Here is a 14,671-nt window from a genome sequence, read left to right on the forward strand (position 1 = left end):
TTTTTTGAGCGCATTAAAATGTGCAGCCGCCCGCTAGAGTGATTACACTATAGAATGAGGTGAAGAAAGAGTGGAAATTGTCGTGATTTGGTTTCGCCGAGATATGCGATTGGATGATCATATCGCCTTATCAAAAGCGATCACATATGCAAAAAAACATCAGTACCGATTATTTGCTTTTTATCATCTAGATCCGTTTTTTACAGAAATGGAACTGGATTTGAACAACGAACATTTCTTTCAAAACTTGGCCAATTTCGTCAAGGAAGCAAGAGAATCTCACATGTATGTTCATCTCATTCATGATGATATTTTGTCCGCTTTTCAAAAGCTCTTGGATGCTTATGACATCAATGCGGTCTTTTTTAATGAGGACGAAGTAGGAAATGGTCGAACACGTGATGAGCAAGTGACCCGTTTCTTAGAAGAAAAGGGCATTCATGTGTCAAAGTGGCAAGATACGCATCTGCATGGGGCGAGAGATATTTTAAAAGTGGATGGTTCTCATTATCAAGTGTTTACTCCATACTATCAAGCGTGGCGGAAGCAGGAGAAGCAGTCTGTGATAAAAGTTGACAAATCATTTCTGAGCAGTGAGCATACGATTTGTGATGAGTCACTTTCTGAAAAAGGAGATGCGAAACTAAGGGACATCATCAAGAAATGTACAAGGAAGTTCGATCAGATTGGGTCAGACAAAGCGATGAGCACGCTAGGCGGCTTTATTCAAGAAAGATTGACGCATTATCATGAGAAACGAGATATTCCGTCTGTTTTTGGGACGAGCAAGCTGTCTCGGTTTTTAAAAACTGGGACCATTTCTATTCGCACGATCTTTCATGCTGTCAATGAGGAAGAACTTTTTGAGGATGAGGGCAAGGAAACATTTATGAAAGAGCTAGCGTGGCGCGATTTTTATCATATGATCTTTGCGCATTATCCAGAGATGAAAGAAAAAGAAATCAACTCCTCCTTTCAACATATAAAATGGAATGATGATGAGACACTTTTTGAAGCTTGGTGTAAAGGACAAACAGGCTTCCCGCTTGTTGACGCTGGGATGAGACAGTTAAATGAAGAAGGCTGGATGCATAACCGTTTGAGAATGGTGACGGCTTCATTCCTGACAAAAGATTATTTCATCGATTGGAGAATGGGCGAAGCGTATTTCGCGAGAAAACTTGTCGACTATGATGAGGCTTCGAATATTGGAGGATTTCAGTGGGCAGCCTCTGTCGGAACGGATGCTGTTCCTTACTTCCGTATTTTTAACCCAACGACCCAGTCGAAACGATTTGATCCAAGCGGAGAATATATTAGAAGGTATGTACCAGAACTAAAGCATGTGAATGAAAAATGGATTCATGAACCGAGTAAAATGCCGATAGATGAGCAAATGAAATCGGGATGTGTGTTGGGGGATACATATCCTCTGCCTACAGTAGATCATCAAGAAAGACGAAAAAAGGCCATTTCGCTATTTGAAGAAGCGAAACAAACATAAAAGAAATCCCCCTTTTCGGATGAAAGGGGGATTGTATGTTTATCTGAAAGGCTCTCTATTTTCATATTTAAACCGGGCAATGAGTAAGCAGAAGTAGCATAGTACCCCAAACAAACAAGAAATAAAGAATGAATGAGCAAGCGCATAACCGAGTGCGAGCTGAGAATAAACAGACATCACACCTGAGATCGCTTGAAGTGTAATGAGAATGGCTGAAATGATCCATCCATAATACAGCTGCTTTTGTTCTTTATAATGTTTAAGGGCATGAAACATCGCAACAAATATCCAAACGAATAAAAGAAGGGCTGCTGCTCGGTGAGACATTTGAACCCATTGATTAAAATACGCTGGAAGTGCGCCGTCTTTTGAACAAAATGGGAAGACAGAGCATGCAAGACTTGATTTTGTATGTCTCACATAGGCGCCCGTATACACCACAATATACGTATATGTGATCAACCCATAAATATGGAACTGCATTCTTTTGCCGATATGAAGCGGCTTCACAAGCTTTGTTTCAGATCTGGTGGCTTCAAACACAAGCAGTGCCAGCAGTAAAACGGAAGCAAAAGAAATCAGTGAAATACCGAAGTGCAGTGCCATGACAAGTGCGTTAGAACCAAACACAACGGCGAGTGCCCCTAACAGCGCTTGAAGCAGTAAGAATATAATGGACATGATGACCAAAAATTTGGTTTCACGGAATACGGGACTGATTTTTTTCCAGCATAAGACCGCCAGTGCCAGTACAAGAATGGTGGAAACTCCTGTTGACATGCGGTGGCTCCATTCGATAATGGAAGCAGGGTTCATTTCTGGAAAGAAACGACCGTGGCAAAGGGGCCATTGTCTGCCGCAGCCAAGACCGGAGCCAGTTTTTGTCACAAGCGCACCGCCAATCAGAACGATCAGCATCACAAATGTTGTGACAACGCTCAATAACCTTAAAGCAAATTTCATCAAATGATTTCACCTTCTCTAAATAACTTCTGATCTAAATGAAAACCTCACATGCTCTCAAGTTTAAGCCAAATGCGTGTTCTGTTGCAATTCATAATGACCAAAGTTCACAAAAAAATGATATGTTAGTTCACAAAGTTTACAGATTTAGAGTGCTTGATCTTTCTTTGACAGTCTGATAGAAATAGAGGAGAGAATATTTCATTTTGCACCGCCTTCTGAAACGCACATCCTAATAAATTCACGAAAAGTTCACAAATAACTTCAAGTTTGTCGTTTATTATTTAATAGGATGTTTTTTTACAGCTCTTTATCTTGTATGATAGAGTTGTAACGATTTTACGTTTTATTCATTCGTTTGAAGGTTTGGGCAAGGGAGGTTATACACATTGGCAAATTCCAAAACAGCCGCGGAAGCAGCTATTCATGGACAAATAGAAGAAACAACCGCTTTAAAAGATTTTCTTGCTCTTATTAAAATGGGCATCGTCAATTCCAATTTCATTACAACTTTTACTGGAATGTGGCTTGCTTTTTATTTTACAGGTATGAGTTTCCTTGGGAATCTTGATATTGTGCTGTTAACAATGATTGGTTCTTCTCTTATTATTGCCGGTTCATGCGCCATTAATAATGCGTTTGACCGTGATATTGATATACTAATGGAAAGAACAAAAACAAGACCGACGGTGACAGGTAAAGTTCAGCCAGGTCAAGCGTATGCATTTGGTATTCTGCTTGTTGTACTTGGACTGATTATGCTTCTGATGACAACTGTTACATCAGCAGTGATTGGATTTATCGGTGTCTTTACTTATGCAGTTCTATACACGATGTGGTCTAAACGCCATTACACCATTAATACAGTCATTGGGAGTGTATCTGGTGCGGTTCCGCCATTAATTGGCTGGACAGCTGTTACAGGCACCATCGACACAACGGCTTGGGTCCTGTTTATGATTATGTTCATCTGGCAAATTCCGCATTTCTTATCACTTGCGATTAAGAAAACGGAGGATTACCGCAAAGCAGGTATTCCAATGCTGCCAGTTGTTTACGGCTTTGAAGTCACAAAACGCCAAATCATCATTTGGACAGCATGTCTTCTTCCGCTTCCATTTTTCTTAGGTGGATTAGGATGGCCGATTGTCGCACTTGGCACATTGCTGAACATTGGATGGCTCGTCATTGGTCTTATGGGCTTTAAAATGAAAGATATCATGAAGTGGTCAACACTCATGTTCGTTTATTCATTAAACTACTTAACGATCTTTTTCGTTGCGATGATTATTATTACACTATTCTAGAGTGAAATACACTTTGATCACATCAAAACAATGGCTATATCTTATAACACAACATTTTCTTACAACTATGAAAGCCGCCTGATATTCAGTTCTATTTAGGCGGCTTTCTGTTTATACATAGATGGTATTTTGAGTAAAAACATCATTTTTTTATGAAAAGAGGAAATGTAAGTGCTTTTATAAGAGGCGGGGGTTATGGATGGGTGAAAGGTGATTTTATAAATAAGAGGTAAAAGCGAAAGGCAAAGGAGATCAAGCAAAAGGGGTTGGGACAAATTATGATAAGAAAATGGCGTGTTTATTCACTGTTTCTCTTACTGACGCTCGTTTTGGCGGGCTGCGGTGAACCATACTTATCAACACTCAAGCCAGTTGGGGAAGTAGCAGATAAACAGTTTTTCCTAACGGTACTGAGTACACTTATTATGGTTCTTGTCGTTATTGTTGTATCGATCATTTTCTTTTACGTCATCATTAAATTCAAACGTTCTAAAGTGGGAGAAGATACGATTCCTAAACAGGTAGAAGGGAACCGTAACCTCGAAATTACGTGGACAGCGATTCCGATACTTCTACTCATTATTCTCGTTGTACCTGTTGTGGCATACACGCTTGAGCTAGGGGATACAAGCGCCATGGATAAGAAAAAACGAGATCCTGAAAAGACACTTGTAGTGAATGTAAGAGCCAGCTTATATTGGTGGGAATTTGAATACCCTGATTATGGGATTGTGACAAGTCAGGAATTGATTGTTCCAACTGATCAAAAGGTTTATTTTAAGCTGAAAGCATCTGATGTGAAACACTCATTCTGGATTCCATCAGCTGGGGGTAAAATTGATACAAATACAGACAACGAAAACAAGTTTTATTTAACATTTGACTCAAAACGAACGAAAGATGCTGGAGAATATTTCTATGGGAAATGTGCAGAGCTTTGTGGTCCATCACATGCTTTAATGGACTTTAAAGTTAAAACGCTTTCTCAAGATGAGTTTTTAGGCTGGACGAAAAAGATGACAGATTATAAGAAGCCTGCAGCTACGTCAGATCTAGCCCTTGAGGGTGAAAAACTCTTTAAAGAGAAAAACTGTTTAAGCTGTCATGCGGTAGAGCCTGGAGATGAACGACCAGAGGCGGCAAGGACTGCACCAAACCTTGCAACCTTCGGAGAGCGGACAAAAGTAGCTGGAATTAAAGACATGAACAAAGAAAATGTCAAAGCATGGCTGAAAGATCCAGAGAGCTTTAAACCAGGTAATAAGATGACAGGGACGTACCCTAAACTAAATGACTCAGAAGCAGATGCACTCTACGAGTATTTAAAAGGTCTTAAAATACAGTAAATGCCTTGAGCAGCTTGAAGTTGCGCACATTCAAAAGGGTATACGATCTATGTGAAGTTTTTGTTAAGAGCTCCCGAATAAGTCTCTACATCCAAGAATAAGTCATCTGTCAGATATAGTCTGTTTTTAGAACGTGAAGATAGACATTGATATGAAAAGGGGCAAATGGGAGATAAGAGGGGGATTTCATGGTGAGTACAATAGCTAAAAAGCGGGGGTTTGGCGCTGTCTTATGGGATTACTTAACGACGGTTGACCACAAAAAAATTGCCATATTATATTTAGTGGCAGGGGGATTTTTCTTTTTAATTGGTGGCCTGGAAGCGATGATTATCCGTATTCAGCTAGCCATCCCTGAAAATGATTTTGTGAGTGCAGGGTTTTACAATGAAGTCATGACGATGCATGGAACAACGATGATTTTCCTTGCAGCAATGCCGCTTTTATTTGCATTAATGAATGCGGTTGTACCCATTCAAATTGGTGCACGTGACGTAGCGTTTCCATTTGTGAATTCACTTGGTTTTTGGCTGTTCTTTTTCGGAGGTATTTTCTTAAACCTTGGATGGTTTATGGGCGGAGCACCTGATGCAGGCTGGACTGCCTATGCGTCGCTCACGCTGAATTCAGAAGGGCACGGCATGGATTTCTATATTTTAGGGTTGCAGATAGCGGGTATTGGTACGCTAATTGCCGGAATCAACTTTCTTGCAACGATTATTAATATGAGAGCGCCAGGTATGACGTATATGAGAATGCCGCTCTTTACCTGGACGACGTTTGTGGCATCCGCACTAATTTTATTCGCATTCCCGCCGCTGACAGCAGGGCTTGCGATGCTGATGCTTGATCGAATGTTTGATACGAGCTTTTTTAATCCAGAGCTCGGCGGAAATACAATCATCTGGGAGCATTTGTTCTGGATTTTTGGACACCCAGAAGTGTATATCTTGATTTTGCCGGCATTTGGGATTTTCTCTGAGATCATTCCGGTGTTTGCAAGAAAAAGATTGTTTGGTTATTCGTCCATGGTGTTTGCGACTGTATTAATTGGTTTCCTTGGATTCATGGTGTGGGCGCATCACATGTTCACAACAGGACTTGGTCCAATTGCCAATGCGATCTTTGCCGTAGCCACGATGGCGATTGCGGTGCCAACTGGAATTAAAGTTTTTAACTGGTTGCTCACCATATGGGGCGGTAATGTGAAGTTCACAACGCCGATGCTATATTCAGTTGCGTTCATTCCGTCATTCTTACTTGGCGGTGTAACCGGCGTCATGCTTGCAGCAGCAGCAGCGGATTATCAGTTCCATGACACGTACTTCGTTGTGGCGCATTTCCACTATGTCATTATCGGTGGTGTGGTCTTCGGTATTTTAGCAGGTGTGCATTATTGGTGGCCGAAGATGTTTGGGAAAATACTGAATGAGAAGCTTGGGAAAATTGGCTTTGTGCTGTTTTTCGTCGGTTTCCATTTAACGTTCTTTATCCAGCATTTTCTCGGTCTTTGGGGCATGCCGCGCCGAGTCTTTACATTCTTGCCAGGTCAGGGTCTAGACCTTGGGAACTTGGTGAGTACGATTGGGGCACTGTTCATGTTTGTAGCAGTTGTCATCATGCTGATTAATATCATCTGGACGACAGCAAAAGGGGAGCGTGTATCGGGCGATCCTTGGGGAGATGGAAGAACGCTTGAATGGGCAGTATCTTCACCTCCCCCAGAATATAACTTTAAGCAGCTGCCTCTTGTGCGGGGACTTGATCCATTATGGATTGAGAAAATGGATGGTAAAAAAGGAATGACAGCATCTGAACCGCTCGATGATATTCACATGCCGAATAATTCCATCTTGCCTATCATTATCTCATTCGGTCTATTTGTGTCAGCGTTTGGTTTTATGTATCGTCAAGAACACAGCTGGGGTCTACCGGTGATCTTCATTGGTCTTGGCATCACGTTTGCGACCATGCTCGTTCGCTCTCTTAAAGATGATCATGGATACCATATTCACAAAGAAGATTTGACGGATGACGATGACAAAGGGGTGAAAGCATAATGGAACCACAAAAAATGACAGCGGAAACCTTTCCGGCTTCTCCTGAGAAAGCCACGTTAGAAGGAAAGAATAAGTTCGTCGGGTTCTGGTTGTTTCTTGGGGGAGAAACGGTCCTGTTTGCATCTTTGTTTGCCACTTATTTGGCGCTGAAAAATTCAAATGCAGGCGGTGCAACAACAACTGAAATGTTTGACCTCACACTTGTCTTTATTGCCACAATGCTTCTGTTAACGAGCAGTTTAACGAGTGTGTATGCTATGTATCATATGAAAAACTTTGCCTTTAAAAAAATGCAGCTTTGGTTAGGTGTAACCGTTCTTTTAGGTGCTGGATTTTTAGGGGTAGAAATTTATGAGTTTTATCATTATGTGCATGCGTATGAATTTACCATTACGAGCTCTGCACTTGGCTCTTCCTTCTATACGCTTGTTGGAACACACGGGGCTCACGTCGCATTTGGACTTTGCTGGATCACCGCTCTGATGATTCGGAATATGAGACGCGGACTCGATTTATACAATGCACCAAAATATTATGTGGCAAGCCTTTATTGGCACTTCATTGATGTTGTGTGGGTCTTCATCTTTACCGTTGTATATTTAATGGGAATGGTGGGATAAGAATGGGAAATAAAAACACAAATCAGTCCAAAGTCGATCTTGTCTATCGGAAAAAGAAAAATGCCGAAGAAATGAAGCATCAGCTCATTTCTTTCGGCTTGATGATTGGTTTAACGTTTGTTGCCTTTTTAACAATCGCCTCTGAAGACGTCGGAAATTGGTTCGCTGTCCCTTTTATTTTACTGCTTGCAGTGATTCAGGTCGCTTTTCAGCTTTATTATTTTATGCACATGAACCAAAAAGGGCATGAAACACCCGCGTTGTTTCTTTACTCAGGTGTGTTTGTCGCGTTTATTACCGTTTTAGCCTTTTTGACCATTATTTGGTGGTAAGCTCGCTTTGCCCTTGAAGGAGGCGCAGCAATGGAAAACTTAGAGATATTTGGATTTCGTGCATTATGGAGTCCTTACTATTTGACATGTATTGTAGCAGCAGCCGCTTTTTATCTGCTTCTCGTGACGAAGGGGAAGCACCGTGCGACGGTGAAAGAGAAAACGCTGTTTCTCACGGGGCTTGTGTTGCTTTATGCAGTGAAGGGGAGCCCGATTGATTTAATGGGGCATATTATGTTCAGTGCGCATATGGCGCAAATGGCAGTGCTCTATTTGGTCATCCCGCCCCTTCTTATTACAGGTTTACCTGCGGCGATTTGGGAGCGGATCATTCAAACACGGGGTATTCAGCCGATTTTCCGCTTGTTTTCTAAGCCGTTGATTGCCTTGCTCGGATTTAACGGGTTGTTTTCGCTGTATCATATTCCGCTTGTGTTCGATTTTGTTAAAACAGATCCGTTTTATCACGCATTGATGACGGTTGTCATTTTTATCGCTGCCTTTTTCATGTGGTGGCCGCTTGTCCATAAAGTGCAAAGTCAGCCGCAGATTACAGGCATTTTAAAGCTTGGATATATTATGGCAGATGGGATTTTAATGACACCTGCCTGCGCACTCATTATGTTTAGTGAAGCGCCTATCTATGCCACTTATTCAGATGCCGGCGCATGGATACAAGCACTGCACCTATGCGTACCGAGTGATATGCTTGCTGGTCTTGCGCTTACGGGACCTGACATGTTTCATACATTGCCGCTACTAGAAGATCAGCAGCTAGGTGCTATTTTGATGAAAATCATTCAGGAGATTGTATACGGATCCATTCTTGCTGTTGTCTTCTTTGACTGGGCGAGAAAAGAAAGAGCGAAAGATGCCGTACCAGATGCGCTCATTCCGAAATATGAATAAATGAAAAGCACAGCCGCAGGGGCTGTGCTTTTTATGCTTCAGCAGTTATCGCTTCTAGTTTTTCTTTCAATTGGTTCAGTGTTTTTTTGCTGGATTGAATAAGAGATTTAGGGAAATCTTCGCCTTCTCCATATTCAACACCATGCGGATAATAGTGTTTTCCAAGTAAAGGTGTCAGCAGCTGGATGTGGGCTTTTTTGGAGCCGACATCTCCCTCAGTGGCATAGCCAGAGATCCGTAAGTAAAACGTCCCCTCTACCATGTTATACTTCCTGTCGTACGTCACACGCTCATAATCCCATTGATCGGCTCGTACAAATCCTTCACTTTCCATAATGAAATCCAATTTATTTAAGTCAGCTGATACCTTTTCAATCCCCGTACCTTCAAACTTCACCCAAAACCCCTCCTTATAAAAATTCCCTTTACTGACAATCATAGTATGAAAGCGTTAAACTTTCAACTGTGAAAGGTATGTTCTTTTATAAGCTGGTTACAGTAATAAAGAAAATAACGGATGGAGGAATCAACGTGAAAACGAAAAAAATCAAAGATATCATGACGAAAAAAGTAGTGACGTTGCAAAAGGACGACAATGCGTATGAAGCCGCAGTCAAAATGAAAGATGCTGACATTGGTGCCATTCCAGTAGTCGATGGGGATCAGCTTGTTGGTATTGTCACAGACCGCGACCTTGTACTTAGAGGTATTGCTGAGAAAAAGCCGAACTCACAAGAGGTTGGTGTCCTCATGACGAAGGAAGTATTGACAGCTGAAGAAGATGCAACCCTAGAAGAAATTGTCCGGTTGATGTCAGAACATCAGCTCCGCCGTATCCCGGTTGTCAAAAACGGGGCACTAACAGGAATCGTAGCCCTTGGGGATTTATCAGTTGAAGATTTATCAAACGATCGTGCAGGTGATGCTCTGACGGAAATCTCTCAACAAGACCAGGATCATGGCCAAGGATTTCTTCATTAGGAGGGGCATATTTTAAATTCGTGTTAAATAGGCTGTATTGTCGTTGATAAATGGAGCAAGTTTTGTTTAAATGACAGTAGAAGGTACTTTTTGTACCTTGCCAATTTAACGGAGGTGTTTATTTGAAAACTGTGCTGAAAACACTCTTCATCCTCCTGATTATATCTGGAACGTACGTTCTGTTTATTCAATATGGATCTTCACCAGAAAAAGAAAACAGCAATGAGCCGAAGGTGTCTAATGAAGAAACATCTAGCGATAAGCCGATCAACATTCCGAAAAAAGGTCTCATGTCCTTTATGGGGAAGTCTTCAAACGAAGTGCTTAAACAGCTAGGGGAACCAGATCGCATTGATCCTTCCGCATATGATTATGACTGGTGGATATACAATCAATCGAAGAAACACTATATTCAAGTAGGGGTAAAGGACAGTAAAGTGGTGACCTTGTTTGCGACAGGGGATGGGCTGAATGTTGAGCCATTTAAAATCGGTCAAGCCACAAGTGAAGTATTTAAAAAAACACAAATCGCTCCTTACATTCATGTAGAGGACGAGGGAAATTCATATCGCTTTGAATTCTCAGAAGATGATATGAATACCAGGCCGACGGTGAAAGTGGGAGATGATGTGTATGTCCAGCTCTACATGGATAAGTTTGAAAGCACTCTTTCGAGCATTAGAGCCTTTAACGCAGATACATTTGTCAAACAAAAGCCGTATGAAGTCGTTTATCGAGGTCAATTAATTGAACCTGAGGCGATATCAGGCGAAAAGTGGAAGGATATTGAAGCGTCGAGTCAAAAACAAATTTTTGATATGACCAATATTATCCGCCATAAGTACAAACTACCGACCTTAAAGTGGGACGATGAAACCTCTGAAGTGGCATTCATGCATAGTGAGGACATGAAAGATCATCATTATTTCTCCCATGAATCTAAAAAATACGGCACGCTGAAAGACCGGTTAGAAAGAGGCGAGGTTGCATTTCAGCTTGCGGGGGAAAATATTGCGTATAATTATGTTGATGGCCCTGCAGCTGTAGAAGGCTGGCTGAATAGCGAAGGTCACCGGAAGGCATTGTTAAATCAAGATTACACGCACCTTGGCGTTGGTGTGAAAGAAAAGTACTATACACAAAACTTCATTAAGAAAACGTCTTAATCCTCTAAACAGCTGCGCACAGATGGCGGCTGTTTTTTTATGAAAAGGGCTCACCAAAATAGACCCAGATGTATATAGTATAGTAGGCATTTGTATGGGGGGTGAGGATATGACAAATAAGCAAAAGCAAACATCCATTGATGAATTTAAACAGTTCGTCAGACGCCATCCGAAATTAATTCAAGAAGTGCAGACGCAAGAAAAAAGCTGGCAAAGTTTATACGAGAATTGGGTCATGTTTGGTGAGGAAGATGACATGTGGTCTCCTTACCGGCAAACACAAACGGAAGAAGCAAAAGAAGAAAAAGCCGCTAAGCAAAGTGAACCGGGAAAAGCAGATTTTATGTCTAAAATGGTTTCTGCAGTGAAAAAAATGGACGCTGATCAAATGAATGAACAAATTAATAAAATGAGCCAGTCTATTTCCTCTTTACAAAGCTTACTCGGTCAATTTTCATCAAATGGCTCAAAGAAGGGTTCATCTGGAGGCAGCCAGCACCCATTCTCCTTCAGGAAAGATTAATTGAAAGGGGATGCTTTTGGTGCGGAGAGAAGTACAAGAGTTTGTCATGGCCGAAGAGGATCGAATCAAATTCATCAGGCAGCGCCCACTCTGGTATAGACAGTTAACGCGGCATCCTGAAAATGTCACTTCGTTTGAATTAGATAAAATGAACTTTTACGAAAAAACCATTCCTCATCGTGTGAGCCAGTTGAGCAATAGTGTCCAAATGGCTGAAATGATGATCCAGATGTTCCAAGCAATGCGCAATCAAAATGGAGCCGGGTGAGGCTTTTTTTGAGTTGATTAAGATGTCTATTTCATGAGCATCCTATGAAAGTAGACGAAAGGAGAATCAGAACATGAAATGGATGCTGTCAATATGCGCATTGCTTTTTCTTCTCACCGGATGTCAAAGTCAACATGATCAAGAGCAAGTAACTAGGCAAGAACCAGCAGTACCAGTCATGCAGCAGACGCAAAGTGAAATGAAGCAGCAAGGCTTTTTAAAATACAAAGTGCAGGGATCTGTTGTGTATATAGAAAGTACACTTCAAGATTTTCACCTTGAACCTTCACCCTTGAAAAAGGATAAGAAGGCGGGGTATTTTACAGTGTATGTAGACGGGAAACGGGCAGGCAATGAGTATACTGCGGCGTTTGTGGTCAAGCACCTTTCAAAAGGAAAGCATAAAATGACCGTTGTGCTAAATTCTCGTCACCCTGAATATAAGCAGAAAAGAGAGACGTGGGATGTATTTGTCACGTAAAAGCATTTTCTGATCCATAGGTTTCGTGGTAAACTATGAATTGGAGGTGCAACATTTATGTATGCGACAATCGAATTCGTGGAGCTCCAAGAGGAAGCAAATCAATTGGCTGCCATGATTCTTCAGTCGGAGGAGGCTGAACATTACCGCAACTGCTTTAAGCGTCTCCAGCAAGACGAAGAAGCCCAACAAATTATTGCCCATTTTACAAAAGTAAAAGAGCAATATGAAGATGTGCAGCGGTTCGGCAAATACCATCCGGACTATAGAACGATCTCAAAAGAAATGCGTGAGGTCAAAAGAAAGCTAGATCTTCACGATACAGTGGTTGATTTCAAAAAAGCAGAAACATCGATTCAATCCATCTTAGATGAGATTAGTATTGAAATCGGTCAAGCTGTATCAGCATATATTAAAGTTCCAACAGGGAACCCATATTTTGATGGTCTATCATCATGCGGCGGTGGCTGTGGATCAGGAGGCAGCTGTGGCTGTAAAGTATCTTGACGAGACTTGAACGTCTCGTCTTTTACATAATGAACGGAAAGAATTGAAAAGCGGCAGGTGAAAAGATGGATACCAAACGTCAAGGGATGGTCGTTTGGCTGCATTCGTTAAAGCAGTCAAAAGCGCTAAGGAAATTTGGGAATGTTCACTATATTTCAAGGAAAATGAAATATGCAGTGATTTATTGTGATATGAATGATCTTGAGCGCCACATGGCAAAGCTCAGTTCATTGCCATTTGTAAAACGTGTTGAGCCTTCCTATAAACCTTTTATTAAATTAGAGTACGAATCGAAATTGGACAAAGCAAAAGAGTATGATTATAAGGTGGGCTTTTAAAGACACAAAAAAACCCCCGCGGCATCACCCGCGGGGTCCTTCTATTCTTAATGATTCATTAAGGAGAAGGCAAAGGGAGAGGAGAAACCGGAGGAAGAACTTATGGGGAAACGTAAGTCTTCTCCGCGGTTGGCAACAGCACCACATCAGATGCTGTTAACAGTAGTATGACCCTCTCTTTTGTGATCTATACATAGAAAATGAATGGAATTCAGTGCATTGTCCCATGTGGAGTGGATATGGTAAGATAATGTTGAATTTTTTGTCATCAAACAATATTCAATAGATGCAAGCAGAAAAAGTGGTGGAAAAATGAGAGTGATTTCTGGAACAAAAAAAGGTCGCACGCTGAAAGCCGTACCCGGCCAATCAACAAGACCAACAACAGATAAAGTAAAAGAATCCATTTTTAATATGATTGGACCGTATTTTGATGGGGGATGGGCCCTTGATTTATTTGCCGGAAGTGGTGGTTTAGGAATTGAAGCGCTTTCTAGAGGATTCGATCATTGTATATTTGTGGATCGAGATATGAAGGCGATTCAGACGATTAAAGGCAACTTGAATCAATTGTCGCTGATGGATCAAAGTGAAGTGTTTCGAAATGATGCAAACCGTGCACTCGCTGCTGTAGTGAAGCGAGAAGAATCATTTCAAGCCATCTTCCTTGATCCGCCGTATAAAGATCAAAAGTTGAAAGCACTTCTTGATACGATTGATGAGCATTCCTTATTAGCAGATGATGGCGTCATTGTGTGTGAGCACGATAAAGATGTGACACTGCCAGAGGAAGCAGGACAGCTGCATATCTCAAGGCAGGAAATGTACGGAATGACTGGCATTACGATCTATAGAAAGCGGGGAAATTAAAGCATGGGGAATATAGCCGTTTGTCCGGGTAGCTTCGATCCAGTCACATTGGGCCATTTGGATATTATCAAAAGAGGGGCAAAGATTTTTGATGAAGTATATGTGTGCGTCCTCAATAACTCGTCAAAAAAGCCGTTGTTTACTGTTGAAGAGCGATGTGAACTCATTCGTCAAGCAACAAAGGAGCTGCCGAATATCAAAGTGGAATCCTTTCATGGACTGCTCGTTGATTATGCGAAACAAAAAGAGGCGAAAGTCATTTTACGCGGACTTAGAGCGGTGACGGACTTTGAATACGAGATGCAAGGGACATCAATGAACAAAGTGTTGAATGATGACATTGAAACGTTCTTTATGATGACGAATAATCAATACTCCTTCTTAAGTTCAAGCATTGTTAAAGAAGTAGCGAAGTATCATGGATCAGTCAAAGAGCTTGTACCGCAAGAGGTCGAAGCTGCGCTGAAAGAAAAATTTAATGGATGAGTGCATTGTG

Annotated in this window: 18 protein-coding genes; 16 read left to right on the forward strand and 2 right to left on the reverse strand. The window is 41.4% G+C overall.

Annotated features, from left to right (window positions below; genetic code table 11):
• The first annotated feature begins 70 nt into the window (after nucleotides 1-70).
• Complete coding sequence (locus M2353_RS07360; protein WP_284725199.1) at nucleotides 71-1,504, forward strand: cryptochrome/photolyase family protein; 1,434 nt, start codon at nucleotides 71-73, stop codon at nucleotides 1,502-1,504.
• 39 nt (nucleotides 1,505-1,543) lie between these two features.
• On the opposite strand, the gene M2353_RS07365 is transcribed toward M2353_RS07360, so the two are convergent.
• The gene (locus M2353_RS07365) at nucleotides 1,544-2,467 is read right to left on the reverse strand and encodes a COX15/CtaA family protein (RefSeq protein WP_024720295.1); all 924 of its coding nucleotides are present in this window, start codon (nucleotides 2,465-2,467) and stop codon (nucleotides 1,544-1,546) included.
• Between the two features lie 389 nt (nucleotides 2,468-2,856).
• Between M2353_RS07365 and cyoE the strand changes: the two genes are divergently transcribed.
• The 6 genes from cyoE (at nucleotide 2,857) to ctaG (ending at nucleotide 9,041) form a co-directional block, all read left to right on the forward strand.
• Nucleotides 2,857-3,774: a heme o synthase gene (gene cyoE / locus M2353_RS07370; RefSeq protein ID WP_024720296.1), complete on the forward strand. Its 918-nt coding sequence runs from the start codon at nucleotides 2,857-2,859 to the stop codon at nucleotides 3,772-3,774.
• Between the two features lie 278 nt (nucleotides 3,775-4,052).
• On the forward strand, nucleotides 4,053-5,120 hold the full coding sequence (gene coxB / locus M2353_RS07375; protein WP_284725200.1) for a cytochrome c oxidase subunit II: 1,068 nt from the start codon (nucleotides 4,053-4,055) through the stop codon (nucleotides 5,118-5,120).
• Between the two features lie 188 nt (nucleotides 5,121-5,308).
• Nucleotides 5,309-7,180: a cytochrome c oxidase subunit I gene (gene ctaD, locus M2353_RS07380; protein WP_007499823.1), complete on the forward strand. Its 1,872-nt coding sequence runs from the start codon at nucleotides 5,309-5,311 to the stop codon at nucleotides 7,178-7,180.
• Nucleotides 7,180-7,800 (forward strand): cytochrome c oxidase subunit III, encoded by a 621-nt coding sequence (ctaE, locus tag M2353_RS07385; RefSeq protein WP_007499822.1) that lies wholly within the window; start codon nucleotides 7,180-7,182, stop codon nucleotides 7,798-7,800. Before ctaD ends, ctaE begins: the two co-directional genes overlap by 1 nt.
• A gap of 2 nt (nucleotides 7,801-7,802) precedes the next feature.
• Nucleotides 7,803-8,132, forward strand: coding sequence for a cytochrome c oxidase subunit IVB (gene ctaF / locus M2353_RS07390; RefSeq protein WP_003211520.1), 330 nt, complete (start codon nucleotides 7,803-7,805; stop codon nucleotides 8,130-8,132).
• Between the two features lie 30 nt (nucleotides 8,133-8,162).
• Nucleotides 8,163-9,041 (forward strand): cytochrome c oxidase assembly factor CtaG, encoded by an 879-nt coding sequence (gene ctaG / locus M2353_RS07395; protein ID WP_017367183.1) that lies wholly within the window; start codon nucleotides 8,163-8,165, stop codon nucleotides 9,039-9,041.
• Nucleotides 9,042-9,072: 31 nt separating this feature from the next.
• Here ctaG and M2353_RS07400 read toward each other — a convergent pair whose 3' ends face one another.
• Nucleotides 9,073-9,438 carry a YugN family protein gene (locus M2353_RS07400; RefSeq protein WP_008345035.1) on the reverse strand — a complete coding sequence of 122 codons (366 nt, stop codon included), beginning with the start codon at nucleotides 9,436-9,438 and terminating at the stop codon, nucleotides 9,073-9,075.
• A 161-nt stretch (nucleotides 9,439-9,599) separates the two neighbouring features.
• Here M2353_RS07400 and M2353_RS07405 point away from each other — a divergent pair, with 161 nt between their 5' ends.
• From M2353_RS07405 to coaD, 9 genes are all read left to right on the forward strand, one after another.
• Nucleotides 9,600-10,022 (forward strand): CBS domain-containing protein, encoded by a 423-nt coding sequence (locus tag M2353_RS07405; protein ID WP_235701872.1) that lies wholly within the window; start codon nucleotides 9,600-9,602, stop codon nucleotides 10,020-10,022.
• Between the two features lie 122 nt (nucleotides 10,023-10,144).
• Nucleotides 10,145-11,188: a CAP domain-containing protein gene (locus tag M2353_RS07410; protein WP_008345031.1), complete on the forward strand. Its 1,044-nt coding sequence runs from the start codon at nucleotides 10,145-10,147 to the stop codon at nucleotides 11,186-11,188.
• Nucleotides 11,189-11,297: 109 nt separating this feature from the next.
• Nucleotides 11,298-11,711, forward strand: a complete 414-nt coding sequence (locus M2353_RS07415; protein ID WP_024720298.1) for a YlbD family protein — start codon at nucleotides 11,298-11,300, stop codon at nucleotides 11,709-11,711.
• A 19-nt stretch (nucleotides 11,712-11,730) separates the two neighbouring features.
• A complete protein-coding gene (locus M2353_RS07420) occupies nucleotides 11,731-11,979 on the forward strand; it encodes a YlbE-like family protein (protein ID WP_017359376.1) in 249 nt (82 codons plus the stop codon).
• Between the two features lie 73 nt (nucleotides 11,980-12,052).
• Complete coding sequence (locus tag M2353_RS07425; protein ID WP_007499810.1) at nucleotides 12,053-12,460, forward strand: hypothetical protein; 408 nt, start codon at nucleotides 12,053-12,055, stop codon at nucleotides 12,458-12,460.
• Between the two features lie 57 nt (nucleotides 12,461-12,517).
• Nucleotides 12,518-12,967, forward strand: coding sequence for a regulatory iron-sulfur-containing complex subunit RicF (gene ricF / locus M2353_RS07430; protein ID WP_284725201.1), 450 nt, complete (start codon nucleotides 12,518-12,520; stop codon nucleotides 12,965-12,967).
• 65 nt (nucleotides 12,968-13,032) lie between these two features.
• Nucleotides 13,033-13,305: a YlbG family protein gene (locus tag M2353_RS07435; RefSeq protein ID WP_008345023.1), complete on the forward strand. Its 273-nt coding sequence runs from the start codon at nucleotides 13,033-13,035 to the stop codon at nucleotides 13,303-13,305.
• A 312-nt stretch (nucleotides 13,306-13,617) separates the two neighbouring features.
• Nucleotides 13,618-14,175, forward strand: coding sequence for a 16S rRNA (guanine(966)-N(2))-methyltransferase RsmD (rsmD, locus tag M2353_RS07440; protein WP_007499805.1), 558 nt, complete (start codon nucleotides 13,618-13,620; stop codon nucleotides 14,173-14,175).
• Between the two features lie 3 nt (nucleotides 14,176-14,178).
• Complete coding sequence (coaD, locus tag M2353_RS07445) at nucleotides 14,179-14,661, forward strand: pantetheine-phosphate adenylyltransferase (RefSeq protein WP_007499803.1); 483 nt, start codon at nucleotides 14,179-14,181, stop codon at nucleotides 14,659-14,661.
• The last annotated feature ends 10 nt before the right edge of the window (nucleotides 14,662-14,671 follow it).

The organism is Bacillus aerius (genome assembly GCF_029894105.1).
GTDB classification, from domain to species: domain Bacteria; phylum Bacillota; class Bacilli; order Bacillales; family Bacillaceae; genus Bacillus; species Bacillus altitudinis.

What these genes read in the sequence shown, in the direction of transcription:
- M2353_RS07415 (WP_024720298.1), top strand. Translation starts at nt 11,298, where the DNA reads ATGACAAATAAGCAAAAGCAAACATCCATTGATGAATTTAAACAGTTC.
- ctaG (WP_017367183.1), top strand. Translation starts at nt 8,163, where the DNA reads ATGGAAAACTTAGAGATATTTGGATTTCGTGCATTATGGAGTCCTTAC.
- ctaF (WP_003211520.1), top strand. Translation starts at nt 7,803, where the DNA reads ATGGGAAATAAAAACACAAATCAGTCCAAAGTCGATCTTGTCTATCGG.
- M2353_RS07425 (WP_007499810.1), top strand. Translation starts at nt 12,053, where the DNA reads ATGAAATGGATGCTGTCAATATGCGCATTGCTTTTTCTTCTCACCGGA.
- coaD (WP_007499803.1), top strand. Translation starts at nt 14,179, where the DNA reads ATGGGGAATATAGCCGTTTGTCCGGGTAGCTTCGATCCAGTCACATTG.
- ctaE (WP_007499822.1), top strand. Translation starts at nt 7,180, where the DNA reads ATGGAACCACAAAAAATGACAGCGGAAACCTTTCCGGCTTCTCCTGAG.
- coxB (WP_284725200.1), top strand. Translation starts at nt 4,053, where the DNA reads ATGATAAGAAAATGGCGTGTTTATTCACTGTTTCTCTTACTGACGCTC.
- rsmD (WP_007499805.1), top strand. Translation starts at nt 13,618, where the DNA reads ATGAGAGTGATTTCTGGAACAAAAAAAGGTCGCACGCTGAAAGCCGTA.
- ctaD (WP_007499823.1), top strand. Translation starts at nt 5,309, where the DNA reads ATGGTGAGTACAATAGCTAAAAAGCGGGGGTTTGGCGCTGTCTTATGG.
- M2353_RS07365 (WP_024720295.1), bottom strand. Translation starts at nt 2,467, where the DNA reads ATGAAATTTGCTTTAAGGTTATTGAGCGTTGTCACAACATTTGTGATG.
- M2353_RS07405 (WP_235701872.1), top strand. Translation starts at nt 9,600, where the DNA reads ATGACGAAAAAAGTAGTGACGTTGCAAAAGGACGACAATGCGTATGAA.
- M2353_RS07435 (WP_008345023.1), top strand. Translation starts at nt 13,033, where the DNA reads ATGGATACCAAACGTCAAGGGATGGTCGTTTGGCTGCATTCGTTAAAG.
- ricF (WP_284725201.1), top strand. Translation starts at nt 12,518, where the DNA reads ATGTATGCGACAATCGAATTCGTGGAGCTCCAAGAGGAAGCAAATCAA.